12 protein-coding genes are annotated in these 16,364 nt (G+C 68.7%); 9 read left to right on the top strand and 3 right to left on the bottom strand.

Going from position 1 to position 16,364, the window contains the following annotated elements:
• Positions 1 to 4: 4 nt before the first annotated feature.
• Together AC6LJ9_RS05200 and AC6LJ9_RS05195 are read right to left on the bottom strand one after the other, a co-directional pair.
• Positions 5 to 1,558, bottom strand: coding sequence for an ABC transporter substrate-binding protein (locus AC6LJ9_RS05200; protein WP_498146698.1), 1,554 nt, complete (start codon positions 1,556 to 1,558; stop codon positions 5 to 7).
• Between the two features lie 46 nt (positions 1,559 to 1,604).
• On the bottom strand, positions 1,605 to 2,810 hold the full coding sequence (locus AC6LJ9_RS05195; protein ID WP_498146697.1) for an aminotransferase class V-fold PLP-dependent enzyme: 1,206 nt from the start codon (positions 2,808 to 2,810) through the stop codon (positions 1,605 to 1,607).
• A 207-nt stretch (positions 2,811 to 3,017) separates the two neighbouring features.
• Between AC6LJ9_RS05195 and AC6LJ9_RS05190 the strand changes: the two genes are divergently transcribed.
• From AC6LJ9_RS05190 to AC6LJ9_RS05165, 6 genes are all read left to right on the top strand, one after another.
• Positions 3,018 to 3,947 carry a LysR family transcriptional regulator gene (locus AC6LJ9_RS05190; protein ID WP_498146696.1) on the top strand — a complete coding sequence of 310 codons (930 nt, stop codon included), beginning with the start codon at positions 3,018 to 3,020 and terminating at the stop codon, positions 3,945 to 3,947.
• Between the two features lie 331 nt (positions 3,948 to 4,278).
• A complete protein-coding gene (locus AC6LJ9_RS05185) occupies positions 4,279 to 9,633 on the top strand; it encodes an autotransporter domain-containing protein (protein ID WP_498146695.1) in 5,355 nt (1,784 codons plus the stop codon).
• A 159-nt stretch (positions 9,634 to 9,792) separates the two neighbouring features.
• A complete protein-coding gene (locus tag AC6LJ9_RS05180; protein ID WP_498146694.1) occupies positions 9,793 to 10,704 on the top strand; it encodes a DUF4261 domain-containing protein in 912 nt (303 codons plus the stop codon).
• 80 nt (positions 10,705 to 10,784) lie between these two features.
• Positions 10,785 to 11,291, top strand: coding sequence for a hypothetical protein (locus AC6LJ9_RS05175; RefSeq protein ID WP_498146693.1), 507 nt, complete (start codon positions 10,785 to 10,787; stop codon positions 11,289 to 11,291).
• 30 nt (positions 11,292 to 11,321) lie between these two features.
• A complete protein-coding gene (locus tag AC6LJ9_RS05170) occupies positions 11,322 to 12,209 on the top strand; it encodes a LysR family transcriptional regulator (protein ID WP_498146692.1) in 888 nt (295 codons plus the stop codon).
• A gap of 148 nt (positions 12,210 to 12,357) precedes the next feature.
• The gene (locus AC6LJ9_RS05165; RefSeq protein WP_498146691.1) at positions 12,358 to 13,563 is read left to right on the top strand and encodes an MFS transporter; all 1,206 of its coding nucleotides are present in this window, start codon (positions 12,358 to 12,360) and stop codon (positions 13,561 to 13,563) included.
• Positions 13,564 to 13,578: 15 nt separating this feature from the next.
• Here AC6LJ9_RS05165 and AC6LJ9_RS05160 read toward each other — a convergent pair whose 3' ends face one another.
• On the bottom strand, positions 13,579 to 14,070 hold the full coding sequence (locus tag AC6LJ9_RS05160; RefSeq protein WP_498146690.1) for a winged helix-turn-helix transcriptional regulator: 492 nt from the start codon (positions 14,068 to 14,070) through the stop codon (positions 13,579 to 13,581).
• 155 nt (positions 14,071 to 14,225) lie between these two features.
• On the opposite strand from AC6LJ9_RS05160, the gene AC6LJ9_RS05155 reads away from it, so the two are divergent.
• The 3 genes from AC6LJ9_RS05155 to AC6LJ9_RS05145 all read left to right on the top strand — a co-directional run bounded on the left by AC6LJ9_RS05155 (position 14,226) and on the right by AC6LJ9_RS05145 (position 16,357).
• Entirely contained in the window at positions 14,226 to 15,020 is a 795-nt protein-coding gene (locus AC6LJ9_RS05155) for an SDR family NAD(P)-dependent oxidoreductase (protein WP_498146689.1), read from the top strand.
• 32 nt (positions 15,021 to 15,052) lie between these two features.
• A complete protein-coding gene (locus AC6LJ9_RS05150; protein ID WP_498146688.1) occupies positions 15,053 to 15,469 on the top strand; it encodes a tautomerase family protein in 417 nt (138 codons plus the stop codon).
• A 213-nt stretch (positions 15,470 to 15,682) separates the two neighbouring features.
• Positions 15,683 to 16,357 (top strand): NUDIX hydrolase, encoded by a 675-nt coding sequence (locus AC6LJ9_RS05145; protein WP_498146687.1) that lies wholly within the window; start codon positions 15,683 to 15,685, stop codon positions 16,355 to 16,357.
• The last annotated feature ends 7 nt before the right edge of the window (positions 16,358 to 16,364 follow it).

Here is a 16,364-nt window from a genome sequence, read left to right as displayed (position 1 = left end):
CCGCTCAATCCAGCCACATGGTGGGCAGGGAAATGCCCGGGCTGCTTTCGCTCAGCGCGCCGCCCAGCTGCGTGTAGCCGTGTACCTTGCGCAGATAGGCCTGCGCCTGCTCGCGCCAGTTCACGAACAGCCAGGGGCTGGTTTCCAGGATGCGTTTTTCAGCCTCGTGGTAAATCGGCTGGCGCGCCTTGACGTCGGTCTGGGCGCGGCCGGCGGCCAGCAGCTTTTCCAGCTCGGCGTCGCGGTAGCCAACGGGCTTGGCCCAGTAGCTGGAATCACCGCCCAGGTAATAGGCGTAGGCATCCGGATCCGGCAGCTTGACCGACACGCCGTAGATCATCGATTCATAGTCGCCGCGGTTCTTGCGCTCGACTAGCGTGGCCCATTCCACCGGCTCCAGCTTCAGGTTGATGCCGGCTTCCTTGAGGTTGGCCTGGATCACCTGCGCCATCGTGGTGTAGATGCCCAGGCCCTGGAACACCACCATGCTGGCGTCCACGCCGTTGGGGTGGCCGGCCTCGGCCAGCAGCGCGCGGGCGCGCGCCAGGTCGCGCTTGTAGGTGCCGTCCAGGTCCTTGTTGTAGTACGGCGAATCGGCCGTCGTCGGCGCGCCATAGATGGGCTGGCCGTGGCCGAAGAAAGCCGCCTTGGACACGGCCTCGCGGTCGATCGCGTAGGACACGGCGCGGCGCACGCGCGCATCGTCAAACGGCTTCTTGGCGGTGTTGAACCAGACGCTCATGAAGGCGCCGCCGGCCATGTCCACCTTCATGCCGGCGTTGCGGCGCAGCGCGTCGATGTCTTTCCAGGGCACGAAGTCGATCATGTCCAGCGACTGGCTGCGCAGCGCGTTCACGCGCGCGTCGTCGCTCTTGATCATGCGGAAGTCCACGCCGTCCAGATAGGGCTGGGCCTCGACGAAATAGGCGGGATTGCGCACCAGGCTGGCGCGCACGGCGGGCTCGTAGCTCTTGAGCACGAAGGGGCCGGTGCCGTTGGCGCTGAGCTTCAGGTTGGCGCCGCTTTCCACCCACTTGCGCGACACGATGGCCGCCTCGGGCATGGCCAGCACGGCCAGCAGGGTCGCGTCCGGCGAGGGCTTCTCGACCTTGACGGTGGTCGCGTCGACCACCGTGACCGTGGCGCCCTGCAGGTTCGAGCGCAGCGTGGCGCCGGCGGCGGGATCCAGGATGCGGTCAAGCGAGAACTTCACGTCGTCGGCCGTGACCGGCGTGCCGTCATGGAACTTCGCGCCGGCGCGCAGATGGAAGACGATGCTGCGGGCGTCGGGCTGCTCCCAGCTTTGCGCCAGGCGCGGCACCACGGCGCCGGTCTTGTCGTAGCCGACCAGCGGGCTGTACAGCGCCTCGATCAGCACCTTCCAGGCATTGCCGCCGTAGACGTGCGGATCCAGCGACACGATCTCGGACACGGTGCCGTAGCGCAGCGTGCCTCCCTTCTTCGGCGCGCCGGCGGCGTGGACGCCGCTGGAAACCGCCACCAACGCGCTCACGCCCAGGCCCAGCGCCAGGCGGCGCATCGTATGCAACATCGTCATCACATTCCTCTCGCTCTGATAGGTCCGCCGGCACGCGGCCCGGCCGTCAGGACGGCAAGGCTTCGACCAGGCGGTCGATTTCACTGGTGTCGTTGTAGTACGTGGGCGAGATGCGCAGATTGCCGCCGCGCACCGCCAGGTCCACCCCGGCGTTGCGCAGGCGGACGGCGACTTCCTGCGCGTCATAGCCGGCATGCTTGAACGACAGGTTCCCCGAGGCCTCGCCCTGCGCCCGCGAGCTGACGATTTGCCAGCCCTTGCGTTGCAGCGCGGCGCCAGCATAGCCTGTCAGCTCCAGAATGTGCGATTCGATGCTCTTGGGCGTCAGCGCCAGCTGGATGCGGACGGCGGCGTCCAGGCCCCAGATGCCGGTGAAATTCGCCAGCGCCTCCTCGAAACGGCCCGCGTTCTGGCGATATTCGAGCAGGTAGTGCATGTGGTCTTCGGTGCTGTCGACGCTGTGATAGCCCACGTTGGGCGGGTCCAGCAGGCCCAGCACGCTCTTGCGGCAATAGAAGAAACCGGTGCCCACCGGCGCCAGCATCCATTTGTGGCCGCCGACCGACAGGAAGTGGATGCCCAGCTTTTCCACGTTCAGCTGCAAGGCGCCGGCCCACTGGATCGCGTCCAGGTTCAGGTACACGCCGCGCTCGTTGCACAGGTTGGAGGTGGCCTCCAGGTCGTGGCGGAAACCGTTGGAGAACTGCACGGCGCTCAGCGACACCAGCCGCGTGCGGTCGTCCATGAGCTTGCGGATGTCGTCCACCAGGATGCGGCCGTTGCGGTTCTTGACCCAGCGGATGGTGACGCCGCGCGCCGCCAGCTTCATCCAGCAGTACACATTGGACGGGTACTCGATGTCGGGCAGGATCAGGTTGTCGCCGTCGCGCCAGGGAAAGCCGTTGGCGACGTTGATCAGGCCCTCGGTGGTGTTCTTGACGAAGGCGATCTCGTCGCGGTGCGCGCCGATCAGACGGCCGATGCGGGCCTTGATCGTCTCGTCGGCGTAGCGGCACCACTCGGGATAGGAATTGCGTCCATGGTCGCGCACGTCTTCCATGTACCGGTTCACCGCGGCCACCACCGGCAGGCTCAGGGCGCCGATGGACGCGTTGTTCAGGTACGCGCGCTTGTGCTTGATGGGGAACGCCAGGCCGATATTGCTCCAGTCCAGCAGTTCGATGCCGTTGCGTTCATCGGGAAACAACGCCGCGGGGCTGCCCACGGATACCTCTTTCTCTAGGATATTCACGCCGCGCCTCTTTCATCGAAATCATCGAAAGTTGAGGCGATCCTAAGATTGCGTGAATTCATGCGTCAATTGCGTTCGGAGTATTGATTCATGCGCTTTTGTAATGGATGATCCTCGCGCTGGCGCCTGGCCCAATGCGGGCAAGGCTTTGCGCTTTTTTGCGTTCGCGCCTGACTCACACCATATTTCGGGTTAACCCCTATGCGAATGAACCGCCTGCAAGCCCTGCGCGCCGTGATGGAGACCGGCAGCGTGACCGAAGCCTCACGGCGCATCCACCGCACCCAGCCCCAGATCAGCCGGCTGATCTCGGCGCTGGAAGCGGAAGTCGGCTTCACGCTGTTCCTGCGCCAGGGCCGCGGCCTGGTTCCCACCCACGAATGCCTGCGCTTCTATGAAGGCACGCGCCATATCCTGGCGGGCTTCGAAGAGGTGTCGCGCATCGCCAGCAGCATCCGCAACCAGCAGGATGCCTGGCTGCGCATCCTGACGCAGCCCTATCTGGCGTACAGCGTCACGCCCGCCGCCATCGCCGAGTTCTCGCGCCTGCATCCGCGCGTGAAGGTATCGCTGGAAGTTCGTTCGCGCGTGGAGGTCGGCCTGTGGATGTCCGGCCAGCAGTTCGACCTGGGACTGGCGGCGCTGCCCATCGATTTTCCCGGCATCCGCTCGCGCAGCTTCGCCGACGTGCGGCTGGTCATCGCCATGCCCGAACACCACCGGCTGGCGGCCAAGTCCGTGGTCACGGTGGACGACATCAAGGACGAGCCCTTCATCGCGCTGCGCCCTTACACGCTGCTGCGCAAGCACATCGACGACCTGATGGAGCAGCGCCGCCTGCCGCTGCACATGGTGATGGAGACCTCGTCCGGCCAGTCGGCCTGCCAGCTGGCCGCGCTGGGCGTGGGCGTGGCGCTGGCCGACCCCGTGCTGGCCGCCAACGTGCCCGGCATCGTGCTGCGCGACTTCGAGCCCAAGCTGACCCTGCCCTACGGTTTCCTGCTGCCCAACGCCTATGCGCCATCGGAACAGGCGCGCGAGTTCGCTCGGATCTTCGTGCGGCTGGTGAAGGAGACCGCGCCGCAGCGGGTGGAACTGGGCGAATGCAGCCTGGATGGCGACGCGCTATTGCCCTGAAGCGAGCGCCGAAGCGCGGACCTGTCGACGATCGCCTGTCTCCCGCCAACAACACGCTGCTCGCGCGGGATGGATCTGGCGGCGCCGCCGTTCGCGGCCTTTGCCGGCGATTTCCCTGGCATTTTCTTGTTATATCCGTCTATCGCACGGCAATCCGCTCACGCCCGCCCGGGCTTGAAGATTCGACGAAAGAATTCGTCAGAATCATCCTTAATCCGCTAATTACAATTTTTTAATAATTCTTTCAACCTGCCGTCAACCGAGCAGGCGAATGGCCGGCGTCCCATTCCGGAGGCGCGGCCGGACATTATTAAAAAATCAGGAGCGGGCCTTGAATCACATATACCGGCTGGTATGGAACAACGCTGTGCGTGCCTGGCAGCCCGTTTCCGAATTCGCCGCGCAGGCGCGCGGCGGCCGCGCATCCGCCGGGCTGTGCGCCCCGATGCGCTGGCCGCGCCATGCGCTGGCCGTGGCGCTGGCGCTGGGCCTGTCCGGCTGGAGCGGGATGGCAGCGGCCGTCAACTGCCATGTTGTCGGCGTCTCCACCAACTTGGTCTGCGACACCCCAGCCTTCCCGCTGCAGCCGCACTACAGCATCAGCGTCAATAACGTCACTATCACCGTGCTGGCCACCGGCAGCCTGGGCGTCATCCAGAGCATGGGCGGAACCGCGCTGACCCTGCAGGGCAGCAATGCGACGCTGGACAATAGCGGCAAGATCAGCCCCCGCACGCTCAGCCCGAACCTATCGATCGCGTCCAGCGGCGTCGCCATCACGTCCAATGCCATCAGCACGCACACCATCACCAACAGAGCTGGCGGCATCATCAGCGGCGTCAGCGGCGACTACTCCCCGCTGCTTACCGACCTGACGGGCCTGGCGCTGGCGGCACGCAACAACGCGTCCGGCGTCACCAAGATCACGAACGAGGCGGGCGGCTCCATACAGGCCGAAGTCATAGACAACATTCTCCGGACTGCCCAGAACGCGCCCGTCATCGCAACGTACGGCGGCGGCCAGGCCCAGATCATCAACAATGGCTCGATCGTGGGCCGGATCGCGATGCAGGCGCCGACCGCCCCAGGCAGCCCGGGCAATACCTTCGTCAATGCCGGCACCATCGTCGGCAGCGTCAGCATGGGCGCGGGCGCCAGCAACGTCTTCACGATGCAGTCCGGCTCGTCCGTCACGGGCAGCAGCGCGGAAGCCAACCTGACCGTCCTGAGCATACCCGGCCTGACGTTCGCCAAACCAGGCAAGGTCGACGGCGGCGGCCCCAACAGCACGCTGGTGCTGGAAGATCCGGCGGGCAACAGCCTGGCCAACAACGTCTCGAATTCGACCTACACCAACTTCGGCAACCTGACTGTCAACAGCGGCAACTGGCGCCTGACGGACGGCCCGCTGGTCATACCGGGCGGCGCCGTCACGCTCAAGGGCGGCGTCGCCACCGTCGACAACAACGGCGTACTCGGCACCGGTGTCATCGACGCGCAGGGCGGCAGCATCGCCTCGTCCGTTTTCCGCGCGACACTGGCCAACGACATCGTGCTGGGCACGGGCGGCCTGACGACGAGCGACGCCAACCAGCTCGTCCTGTCCGGCAAGCTGTCCGGCACGGGCGGCCTGACCGTCGCGGGCACCGGCCAGGTCACGCTGGAAGGCGCCAACGACTACAGCGGCGGCACCACCGTCCAGACCGACGCCACCTTGCTGGGCAACAACGGCAGCCTGCGAGGCAACATTCACAACAACGGCCAGCTATTCTTCATTCAGTCCGGCGCCGGCACCTATGGCGGCGTCCTGTCCGGTACAGGCACCGTCAACAAGAACAACGCGGGCACGCTGACGCTGACCGGCGCGAACACCTCAACCGGCACCTTCGCCGTCAACGGCGGCACGCTGGCCATCGGCGCCGGCGGCAGCCTGTCCAGCAGCGCCACGGTATGGCTGGGGGCCAACACCGCCTTCGACCTGAGCGCCGCCGGCGCCCAGACCATCGGCGGGCTGAGCGGCACGGGCAACGTCACGCTGGGCGCCAGCGCGCTGACCCTGGCCGGCAGCGCCTCGCGCACCTACGGCGGCGTCATCTCCGGCACAGGCACGCTGACCAAGACGGGCACCGGCACACAGACGCTCGACGGCGCCAACCTCATCGCCGGCGGAGTCACCATCAACGGCGGCACGCTCAAGCTGGGCACGAACGGCAGCCTGGCCCCCAAGGCCTGGGTCACGGTCAATACGGGCGGCGTCTTCGATGTCTCCGGCGCCCAATACCAGACCCTGGCCGCCCTGAACGGCACCGGCGGCGAGGTCAAGCTGGGCGGGATCCTGACGCTCGAAAGCGGCTCCTTTGGCGGCACGATCTCGGGCAGCTCCGCCGGGCTGATGAAGACCGGCGCCGGCCTGCTTGAACTGAACGGCGCCGCCACCTACGACAACCAGACGGTAGTCAACGACGGCACGCTGATGGTCGGCGGAGCGTCGGCCTATTCCACGGCGCGCATCAGCGGCGACGTCTACGTGGACAGCGGCGGCAAGCTCGGCGGCTTCGGCCGGGTCGATGGCAATGTGACCGTGGCCGCCGATGGGTATCTGACGCCGGGCGCGCCCGGAGGCGTATTCACCGTCGGCGCCCTCACGCTGGAAAAGGGCAGCACCGCGCAGTTCAGCCTCGGCACGCCGGGCGCCGACGTCAACACGCCCGGCGCCGGCCACAGCGTATCGGTCCTGGGCGACCTGACCCTGAACGGCGCGCGCCTGGATATCCTGGACGGCGGCGGCTACGGCCCCGGCCTGTACCGGCTGTTCGACTACACCGGCACGCTGACGACAGCCAATGGCGGAATCACCACCGGCGTGACCGGCCAGACCATCCAGATGCTGTCCGGGGCCAAGCAGATCAACCTGGTCAACAAAGCGGGCATGCCTCTGGCGTTCTGGAACGCCGACGGACTGGCCAGCCCGACCCAGATGGGCGGCGGCTCCGGCGCCTGGTCGGTCACCAACGCGAATTGGACCGACGCCACCGGCAGCACGACCGGCACGCGCTATCCCGCAGACACCTTCTCCATCTTCGGCGGCGCCGCCGGCACCGTCACGATCGACAACACCGCCGGCGCGGTGCAGGCCAAGGGCATGCAGTTCGCCAGCGACGGCTACCGCCTGAACGGCGACCCGCTGACCCTGGTCGCGCCCGCCGCCGGCCAGCTGAGCGAGGTGCGCGTGGGCGACGGCGGCGCCAGCTCCGCCGGCTGGACCACGACCATCGACAACGTGCTCACCGGCAACGGCCTGAACAAGACCGGCGCTGGCACCCTGGTGCTCAACGGCGCCAACACCTACACCCAGGACACGCGCCTGAGCGCCGGCACGCTGTCGGTCTCGTCCAACGCGAACCTGGGCGCCGCCTCCAGCGGCCTGGACTTCCAGGGCGGCACGCTGCGCGTCACCGGCACCGCCATGCAAAGCGCGCCCCGCATGATCACCTGGGGCGCGGCTGGCGGCGGTTTCGACATCGCCGACGCGGGCAACACCTTCTCCGTGTCGCAAACGCTGTCCGGCAGCGGCGGCCTGACCAAGCTGGGCGCCGGCACGCTGGCGCTTGTGTTAGACAATGACTACACCGGCGTCACCCGGGTCGCCAGCGGCACGCTGCAACTCGGCAACGGCGGCTCGTACGGCAGCATCGCCGGCGACGCCATCGTCCAGGCCGGCGCCACGCTGGCCTTCAACCGCACCGGCTCGCTGACCTACGGCGGCACGCTGTCCGGCGCCGGCGAACTGCGCAAACAGGGCCTGGGCACCCTGATCCTGACCGGCAACAACACCCTGACCGGCGTCACCCGCATCGACCGCGGCACGCTGCAGATCGGCAACCGCGGCAACACCGGCTCGCTGACCGGCGACATCGTCAACAATGGCGAGCTGCTCTTCAGGCGGTCGGACAACTGGACCTACGCCGGCTCGCTGTCCGGCTCGGGCGCCACCAAGGTTCTCGGCGACAGCACTCTGACCTTGCTCGGCAACAGCAGCGCCTATACCGGCACCCTCACCGTCTATCCCGATAGCGCCCTGCAGGTGGAAGGCAAGCTCGGCGGCACGGTGGAGACCAGCGTCCGAACCGTCCTGTCCGGCACCGGCACCCTCAACAACGTGGTGCTGACCAGCGGGATGCTCGCACCGGGCAATGCCGCCAGGCCCATGGGCACGATGAAGCTGCGGGGCGACCTGAGCTTCGGGCAGTATGCGTCCTACCGCGTCGCCGCCTCGCCCGACGGCCAGCACAGCAGTGTCCAGGTGGGCGGCAAGGCCACGCTGGCCGGCGCCGTGGTGCACGTGGGCGCCAACGGCAGCTACGCCCCGGCCACCACCTACACCATCCTGACCGCCGACGGCGGCGTGCAGGGCCGCTTCGGCAAGGTCTCCAGCAACCTGGCCTTCCTCAACCCCACGCTGGCCTATGACGACCACCGCGTGGACCTGGTCATCAAGACCAAGGAAGTGCCCACCGACGACGGCGGCACCCGCCCGATCGAGTTCGCCGACGCCGGCAACACCAGCAACCAGCGCGCCGTCGCCCGCGCGCTGCAAAGCCTGCCCAAGGACAGCCCGCTGTACCGCCGCGTCATGAACCTGCCCAACGGCGCGCCGGCCGGCGCCTTCGACGGCCTGAGCGGCGAGACCCACTCGACCTCCGCCACCATGCTGCAGGGCGCCGCCAACACCTTCGTGCAGGTGCCCATGACGCGCCTGCGCGCCAACCTGAACGCAGGCATGCTGCCCGGCGTGCCCACCGCCCAGCTCGGCCTGGGCGACGCCGCCGCGCTGCCGCAGGCCGCCGCGCAGCCTCTGTGGGCGCAGGTCTTCGGCAACTGGGGCACCGTGCGCGGCGACGGCAACGCCGCCAAGACCACGCAAACCGACAGCGGCATCACCATCGGCGGCGACCATGCCATCGGCGGCGGCTGGCGCCTGGGCGGCGCGCTGGGCTACACCAACAGCCGCAGCAGCACCGGCGACCGCGGCGCCAGCGCCAAGGCCGACAGCTACAGCCTGACGATCTACGGCGGCAAGGCCTTCGACGTCGGCTCGGCCAAGCTCAACTTCAGCCTGGGCACGGCCTATACCTGGCACGACATGTCGACCCGTCGCAACACCGACGCCGCCGGCCTGCCGCAGACGCTGGAAGCCAGCTACCGTGGCAACACCGCCCAGGTCTTCACCGAGCTGGGCTACGCCATCCCGGTCACCGAGCGCGTCACGCTGGAGCCCTTCGTCGGCGCCGGCTACAGCAGCCTGCGCACCCGCGCCTTCACCGAGTCCGGCGGCGACGCCGCCTTGCGTGGCGACAGCAACCGCAACAACGTCGCCACCACCACGCTGGGCCTGCACGCGCGCGGCGCCTTCGAAAGCGCGGGCGCGCGCGGTCAGGTGCATGGCACGCTGGGCTGGCGCCATGCCTACGGCGACGTCAACCCGGCCAGCACGCTGTCCTTCGTGCAGGGCGGCGGCTCGTTCACGGCCAATGGCGTGCCGGTGGCCCGCGACGCGGCCCTGGTCGAGCTGGGCGTGAACATGGACGTGAGCAAGCGCACCACCGTGGGTGTGAGCTACGGCGGCCAGTTCGGCAGCGGCAATCGCCAGCACACCGGCACGCTGGACGTGCGGTACCGCTACTGATGAGGGCAAGGGGCGCGCGGGCGCGCGCCCCCCTTGCATGTCGCGGTCTTCGCCTGTGCAATCGGTAACGCGGGATGCGCGTGATTCCCGTATGCTTGCGCGTGCCCATGCGCCCGGACGTACGCGCCGGGCGCTTTCCTTACACTCACGCACGAGACCATGAGCATCCTTTCGCGATTCTTCGGCCGCAAAGACGACAGCGACTCTCCCTCCGCTGGCAATCCGCCCGCACTGGTGTCCAACCCCGACCAGAAAGACGGCATGAGCCTGCAGGTCGCCTTCGCCGGCCCGCTACCGAACCAGGCCGAGGCGCTCACGCGCGCCCTGCAGGCCTATCACCCGTCCATGGCCGACGCGCGCGCCGAACTCGATACAGGCGGCGACCATTGGCTGGGCCTGGCGGGCTGGGGCGAGCACGTGGTCCGCATGGTCGGCTTCAACGCGCCGCTGCCCGAGGCCACGGTCGAGGTCTGCGTGGCGCCGGCGCACTACCCCGCCGAGGTCAAGGCCGAGGTGCGCGCGCACGCCAGCCACGTGCTGCTGTACTACACCGGCCACGACGAGGATCCGCTGGAGCAATACGTGGCCGTGGCCGCGGTGGCGGGCGCGCTGGCCGAGACCGGCGGCGTCGCCGTCATGAACGAGCATGCCCACACTTCACTGCCGGCCGGCGTGTTCACGCGCGCCTCGCTCGGCGACGAGAGCCTGGAGCTGCTGCGCTCGCTGCCGCTGACCATGCTGTATTGCGGCTTCGTGAAATACGACGTGGAAGGCACCGCAGGCGTGTGGATGCGGACCTACGGCGCCGACCGTTTCGGCCTGCCCGACTTCGCCGCGCTGGCCGAGGGCCATCACCAGGGCGAGTTCTACTCGAACATCTTCAACAACATCATGGCCTATCTGCTCCAGAGCGGCGCCGAGATGGACGCCGGCCACACCATGCAGATCGGCGAGAACGCCTACCTGAAACTGCGCGAGCCCGGCGAACCCGAGTACTTCCTGCAAGGGCCGGGCCGCACGCTGGTCGCGGAGATCATCGCCGAGGACCAGATCAACCGGCCGGACGCCTGAACGCGACCTCGCCCGGCCTGCCGCGCCGGCCGGGCGAGCCCGTGTACTATCACCGCCGGATGACTTCAGGATGGACACCGATGGAACTGACCCTGCCCGGCAAGCTGCACAAGGCGCTGGAACGCGAGGCCCAGGACGCCAAGCGCACGCTCCACGCGCACCTGGTCCGCAAGCTCGAGAACGTCACGCCGCCGATCGACACGATCGATCCTCGCCCCCTGCATGCCAACCTGCCGCGCCTGACGGCGTATCTGGACCGCGTGCCCGGCGTGCGCGTGCTGTCCTCCGAAGTCACCCCCGACGCCTACTGGTGGGTCAAGCTCACCATCGACATCGCCCATCCGCTGGCATGGCGCGTGGTGCAGGAACTGGGCTTCGTGCTCAATGACCTGTCGCTAGAGGAAAAGCTGCCCACGGTGTTCAAACCGGTCTCGCCGCCGCCGTATCTCAACGGCGGCCCCGAGGAATGCCTGGCCTGGGTGATCGAATCCAGCTGGAACTACATCGATCCCGGCTGGATCACCGACACGCTGGAAGGCTACCTGCCCCGCCCGGTGGACCAGCCCGGGTCCTGGTCGGCGCAATAGGCGCCGACGGCAAGCGGCGCGGCGATCGCGATGAACCAGCTCCTCGCAATGCGCGCCTTCCTGCGCGTGGTGGAAACCGGCACCTTCGGCCATGCCGCGGACCAGCTTGGCGTGCCGCGCTCGACGGTCAGCAAGCTGATCGCCGACCTGGAAGCGCATCTGGGCGTGCAGCTGATGCACCGGACCACGCGACGGCTTTCCGTCACGGCGGAAGGCCAGGAGTATTACCAGTCCGCCACGCGCCTGGTGGCCGAGCTGGACGCGGCCGACGGCGCGGTGCGAGGCCGCAAGCTCAAGCCGCGCGGCCATGTGCGCATCGACGCGCCGACCTCCTTCGCCAATTGCCTGCTGATACCGGCGCTGCCTGACTTCCATCAGCAGTACCCCGACGTGACGCTGGCCATCGGCATCGACGACCGGCCCGTCAACATCGTGGGCGAAGGCGTGGACTGCGCCATCCGCGCGGGCGAGCTGCGCGACCTGGGCCTGGTGGCGCGGCGCATCGCCGAGTTCGGCTATGTGACCTGCGCGTCGCCCGCCTACCTGAACCGCAAGGGCATCCCCGGATCGCCCGCCGATCTGGCGCGGGGACATGCGCTGATCGGCCATTTCTCGGCGGCCACCGGCAAGCTGCAGCCGCTGCTGTTCGAACGCGACGGCGAACGCCATGAAGCCGGCGACTGCGCGTTCTCGGTCAACAACGGCGATGGGCTGACGCGCTTGCTGCTGGCCGGCCTGGGCATCGGGCAGCACCTGCGCCCCTTCGTGCAGCGCAGCCTGGACGCGGGCGAACTGGTGGAGATCCTGCCCGACTGGACGCGTCCCGCCGCCGCGTTCCATGCGGTCTATCCGCCCAACCGGCATCCCAGCGCGCGGCTGCGCGTCTTCCTCGACTGGCTCGCCAGCCGGTTCGGCTGAGAAGCGCGCTCGCTGCGCGCTCCGCCTCCCGCGCGCACTATCCATGGACGTGGATGATCCTTCCACGGGCGGCGCTTTTTCCGCATGGGCGTGGCCGATAGAGTGGGCGAACGGTGCCTGTGCGCCGCCCACCCGATACGGAATCTCCATGAACGACAACGCCCAGCCCGCCGTCCGCGCCAGGAAACCCTGGCCGGCGGTGTTTTCCATCGCCGTCAGCAGCTTCAGCCTGGTCAGCGCGGAGTTCCTGCCCGTGGGCCTGCTCAACGCGATGGCCGCCGACCTGGACATCTCCGTCGGCACGGCGGGCCTGCTGGTGGCGGCGTCCGGCCTGCTGGCGGCGATATCGGCGCCAGCCCTGACCATCCTGGCGGGGCAACGCGACCGCCGGCAGGTGCTGCTGGCGCTCAGCCTGCTGCTGACCCTGTCGAACCTGCTGTCCATGACGGCCACGGGCCTGCCGGCCATGCTGGCCGCGCGCGTGCTGCTTGGCATCGCGGTGGGCGGCTTCTGGAGCCTGGGCGCCAGCACGGCCAACCGGCTCGCGCCGGCCGGATCGGAAGCCCGCGCCACGTCGGTGGTCTACGCCGGCATCTCAGTCGGCATCGTGCTCGGCGTGCCGCTGGGCACGCTGATCGGCCAGGAACTGGGCTGGCGCAATGCGTTCGCGGCCGCCAGCGTCGTCTCTGCGCTGGCCTATGCGGTCCAGTATGTCAGCCTGCCCACCGTGACGCAGGCGACGCGCATCAGCGCACGCCAGCTGCTCCGCCTGGCGGCGCGGCCGGCGATCATGCAGGCGCTGCTCATCACCGTGCTGGCCAAGGGCACGCAGTTCGCGACCTACACCTATGTCGAACCCTATCTGTCCGACGTGACGGCGGCGAGCGGCTATTTCATTACCCTGGCCCTGCTGGTGTATGGCGGCGCCGGCGTCATCGGCAGCCTGCTGGGCGGCATGGGCGCCGACCGTTCGCTGCGCGGCACGCTGGCCGTGGTGCTGGCGGCCGCCGCCTCGGCGCTGGCGCTGCTCTGCGCGGCAGGCTCGTCCTCCGCCGTGGCGCTGTTCTGCCTGCTGGTCTGGGGCGCGGCGTTCGGCGCCCTGCCGCTATGCCTGCAACTGTGGATCATGCGGCTGGCGGGCGACGAGCTGGAAGGCGGCGCGGCCCTGTTCGTGACCTGCGTGCAGGGTTCGATCGCGATCGGCTCCGCCCTGGGCGGCCAGCTGGTCAACCGCTATGGCGCGGCCACGGACATGGGCGTCGGCGCGCTGCTGTTCCTGGCCTCGCTGGCATTCGCCTGGCGCGCCATGGCCGCGCCCGCCATGCGCGGCCGCGTCCCGGCCGGCGCGGACTGATCAGGCCGGCGCGGTCTATTCCATCCGCCTGGCCAGGCGCCAGCGCATCAGGTCATCCGCGCCGGGGCCGGCCTCCACCCTCAGATCCTGGTGCCGCACCGGCGCGCCGCTGCCCTCGTCCAGCAATCCCAGCCGCACGCGCCCGCCGGTCTGCGCGCTGACGAAGCACAGCGGCGGCTCGTCGGACTCCTGCGCCCGCCATTTGTCGCCGACCTGGGCCAGCGCCTGCAGCACCAGCGCCACGTCCAGGCCCTTGGCCGTGGGCAGGTATTCGTAGCGCTCCGGCGCGCTCTGGTACAGCGAGCGCTCGATCAGGCCATTCTGCTCCAGCTGCTTCAAACGGTCGGCCAGCGTCGCGTTGGTGATGCCGGTGGACCGGCGCAGATCGTCGTAGCGCCGCAGGCCCAATACCAGATCCCGCAGGACCAGCATGGCCCAGCGGTCGCCCACGGCGTCCAGCACCGTGGCGATGGAGCAGGCCATGCCTTCAAAACTCTTGGCGCGCATCGTTTTCCCTTCATGTCGTATGGCAATCGCCGCCAGTATCGCAATCGCGCTGGAATCGCTCAAGTGCCTGGCGGCAGGCTGCCGCTTTACAACTTCAATGATTGAAGTCAATAATTATACGGACATCCCGCCACCACGATTCAAAGGAGATCCCCATGAACATCGAAGCAGGCACCGCGCTGGTGACCGGCGCCTCGTCCGGCATCGGCGCCGCCTACGCCCGCCAACTGGCGGCGCGCGGCCACGACCTGATCCTGAGCGCTCGCCGCCAGGACCGCCTCGACGCGCTGGCGCAGCAGCTGCGCGCGGCCCATGGATGCAAGGTCGAGGTCTGGCCCGCCGATCTCGCCAACCCGCACGACCTGCTGCGGCTGGAAGAGGCGCTGTCGACCTGGGAAGACATCGCCATGCTGGTGAACTGCGCCGGCCTGGGCGCGCTGGGGCCGGGCGCGACGGCCGACGCGGATGCGGTCGACCGGATGGTCAAGGTGAACGTGCTGGCGCTGACCCGGCTGTCCCTGGCCGCCGCCCGCGCCTTCGCTCGCCGCCAGCGCGGCGTCATCGTCAATATCGGTTCGATCCTGGCCCTGATGCCGGTGCCCGGCGCGTCCGGCTACAGCGCCTCCAAGGCCTATGTGCTGAATTTCAGTCGCGCGCTGCAGGCCGAGCTGGAACCGGCCGGCGTCACCGTACAGGCGGTGATGCCCGGCATGGTCCGCTCCGAGTTCTTCGGCGGCAAGCCCGCGCCCTTTCCCGAACACCTGTTCATGGAGGCAGACACGCTGGTCGCCACGGCGCTGCGCGCGCTCGACCAGGGCGAGCGGGTCTGCTTTCCCACCCTGTCCGATCCGGCCGGCTGGAGCAGCCTGGAAGCGGCGCGCGGCGCGCTGGTCAAGGCGCTGACACATAGCGGCGAGCCCGCCGCGCGCTACGGCGTGGCCTCGGCCTGACGCCCCCATCCCCCACCCACAGGAGCATCCCCATGCCGCTCTGGAAGATCTACCACCCCGAAAACGCCTTCTCCGACGACGACAAGCAGGCCATCGCCGAGCGCGTCACCGCCCTCTACACCGACCTGCCGAAGTTCTATGTCGGCCTGGTGTTCCAGCCCGTGCCCAAGGCGTCCTTCTTCATCGGCGGACAACGCGCCGACGATTTCGTGCGCATCGCGGTCGACCATATCGCCCGGCAGATACACGAGGACGAGATAAAACGGCGCTTCCTGGGCGCCGTGGGCAGGCTGCTGGCGCCCTATATCGCCGAGCGCGGACTGCGCTGGGAAATCCACATCGACGAGACGCCGTTCAGCCTGTGGACCATCCAGGACCAGCGCCCGCCCGTGCCCGGCACGCCCGAGAGCGAGCGGTGGCGCGAGCAGAACCGGCCGACCCCGGCATAAGCGGCGCGTTCACGGCCCCGGGCGCAGGTCGGGAAACACGCGGCGCAGCAGCGCCGCGACGCCGACGCCCCGCTTTCCCCGCCTGTATTCGAGCCACGGCGAACCCGCGCGCGGACCTATACTCAAGCGCAGCCCTGCGCGGTCCTCGGCGCTCCCGGCCCAAGCCGGCGCCGGGGCGGATCCGCGGGCCCGGCCTCAACACGGGAGGACAGCGTGGAACGCGACGACAAAGCCTGGAATGCCAGCCATGCGATCACGGCAATGCCGCCCGGCGGCGACCGATCCCTGCCCGTCCTGCAAGCCATCGCGCGCGGCGTGGCGGACCTGCGCATCCCGGCCTCGACGGACTGGCCCGCCGCCCAACTGCACCTGACGGACCTGGACGGGCAGTGGAAACTCTCCGCCGTGCTGGTGGCGATCGTGGCGCGGCGCGAACCGACCATCCTGCTCACCAAGCGTTCGTCGGACCTGAGCGAATATTCATCCCATGTCAGCTTCCCCGGCGGACGCCCGATGGCATCCGACGGCAGCGTGGGCGAGACCGCGCTGCGCGAAGCCTTCGAGGAAATCCGCCTGGCCCCCGATGCGGTCCGGCTGCTGGGCTGCCTGCCCTTGCACCGGACCCGCAAGCGCAATCACGCCATCTTCCCGGTGATCGGCATCGTGCCCGACACGGCCGCCTGGGAAGCGGCGCCCGCCGAGGTGGCGGAGATCTTCGAATTCCCGTTCAGCGCGCTGCTGGATCCGGCGCTGCCCCGGCAGTATGCCGACGGCGAGCGCTCGGGCGCCTGGTACTGGGCCGGGCAGCAGCAGGACATCTGGGGCGTCACCGCCGTCATGCTGAAATCGCTGGCGGCCCTTGCGCTGGCCGCAGAGCGCGGCGGCTGACCACCAC

The organism is Achromobacter sp. 1011811831, from assembly GCF_059760905.1.
The sequence above is the reverse complement of the archived record's forward strand: the minus strand, read 5'-3'. Positions and strand labels throughout refer to the sequence as shown.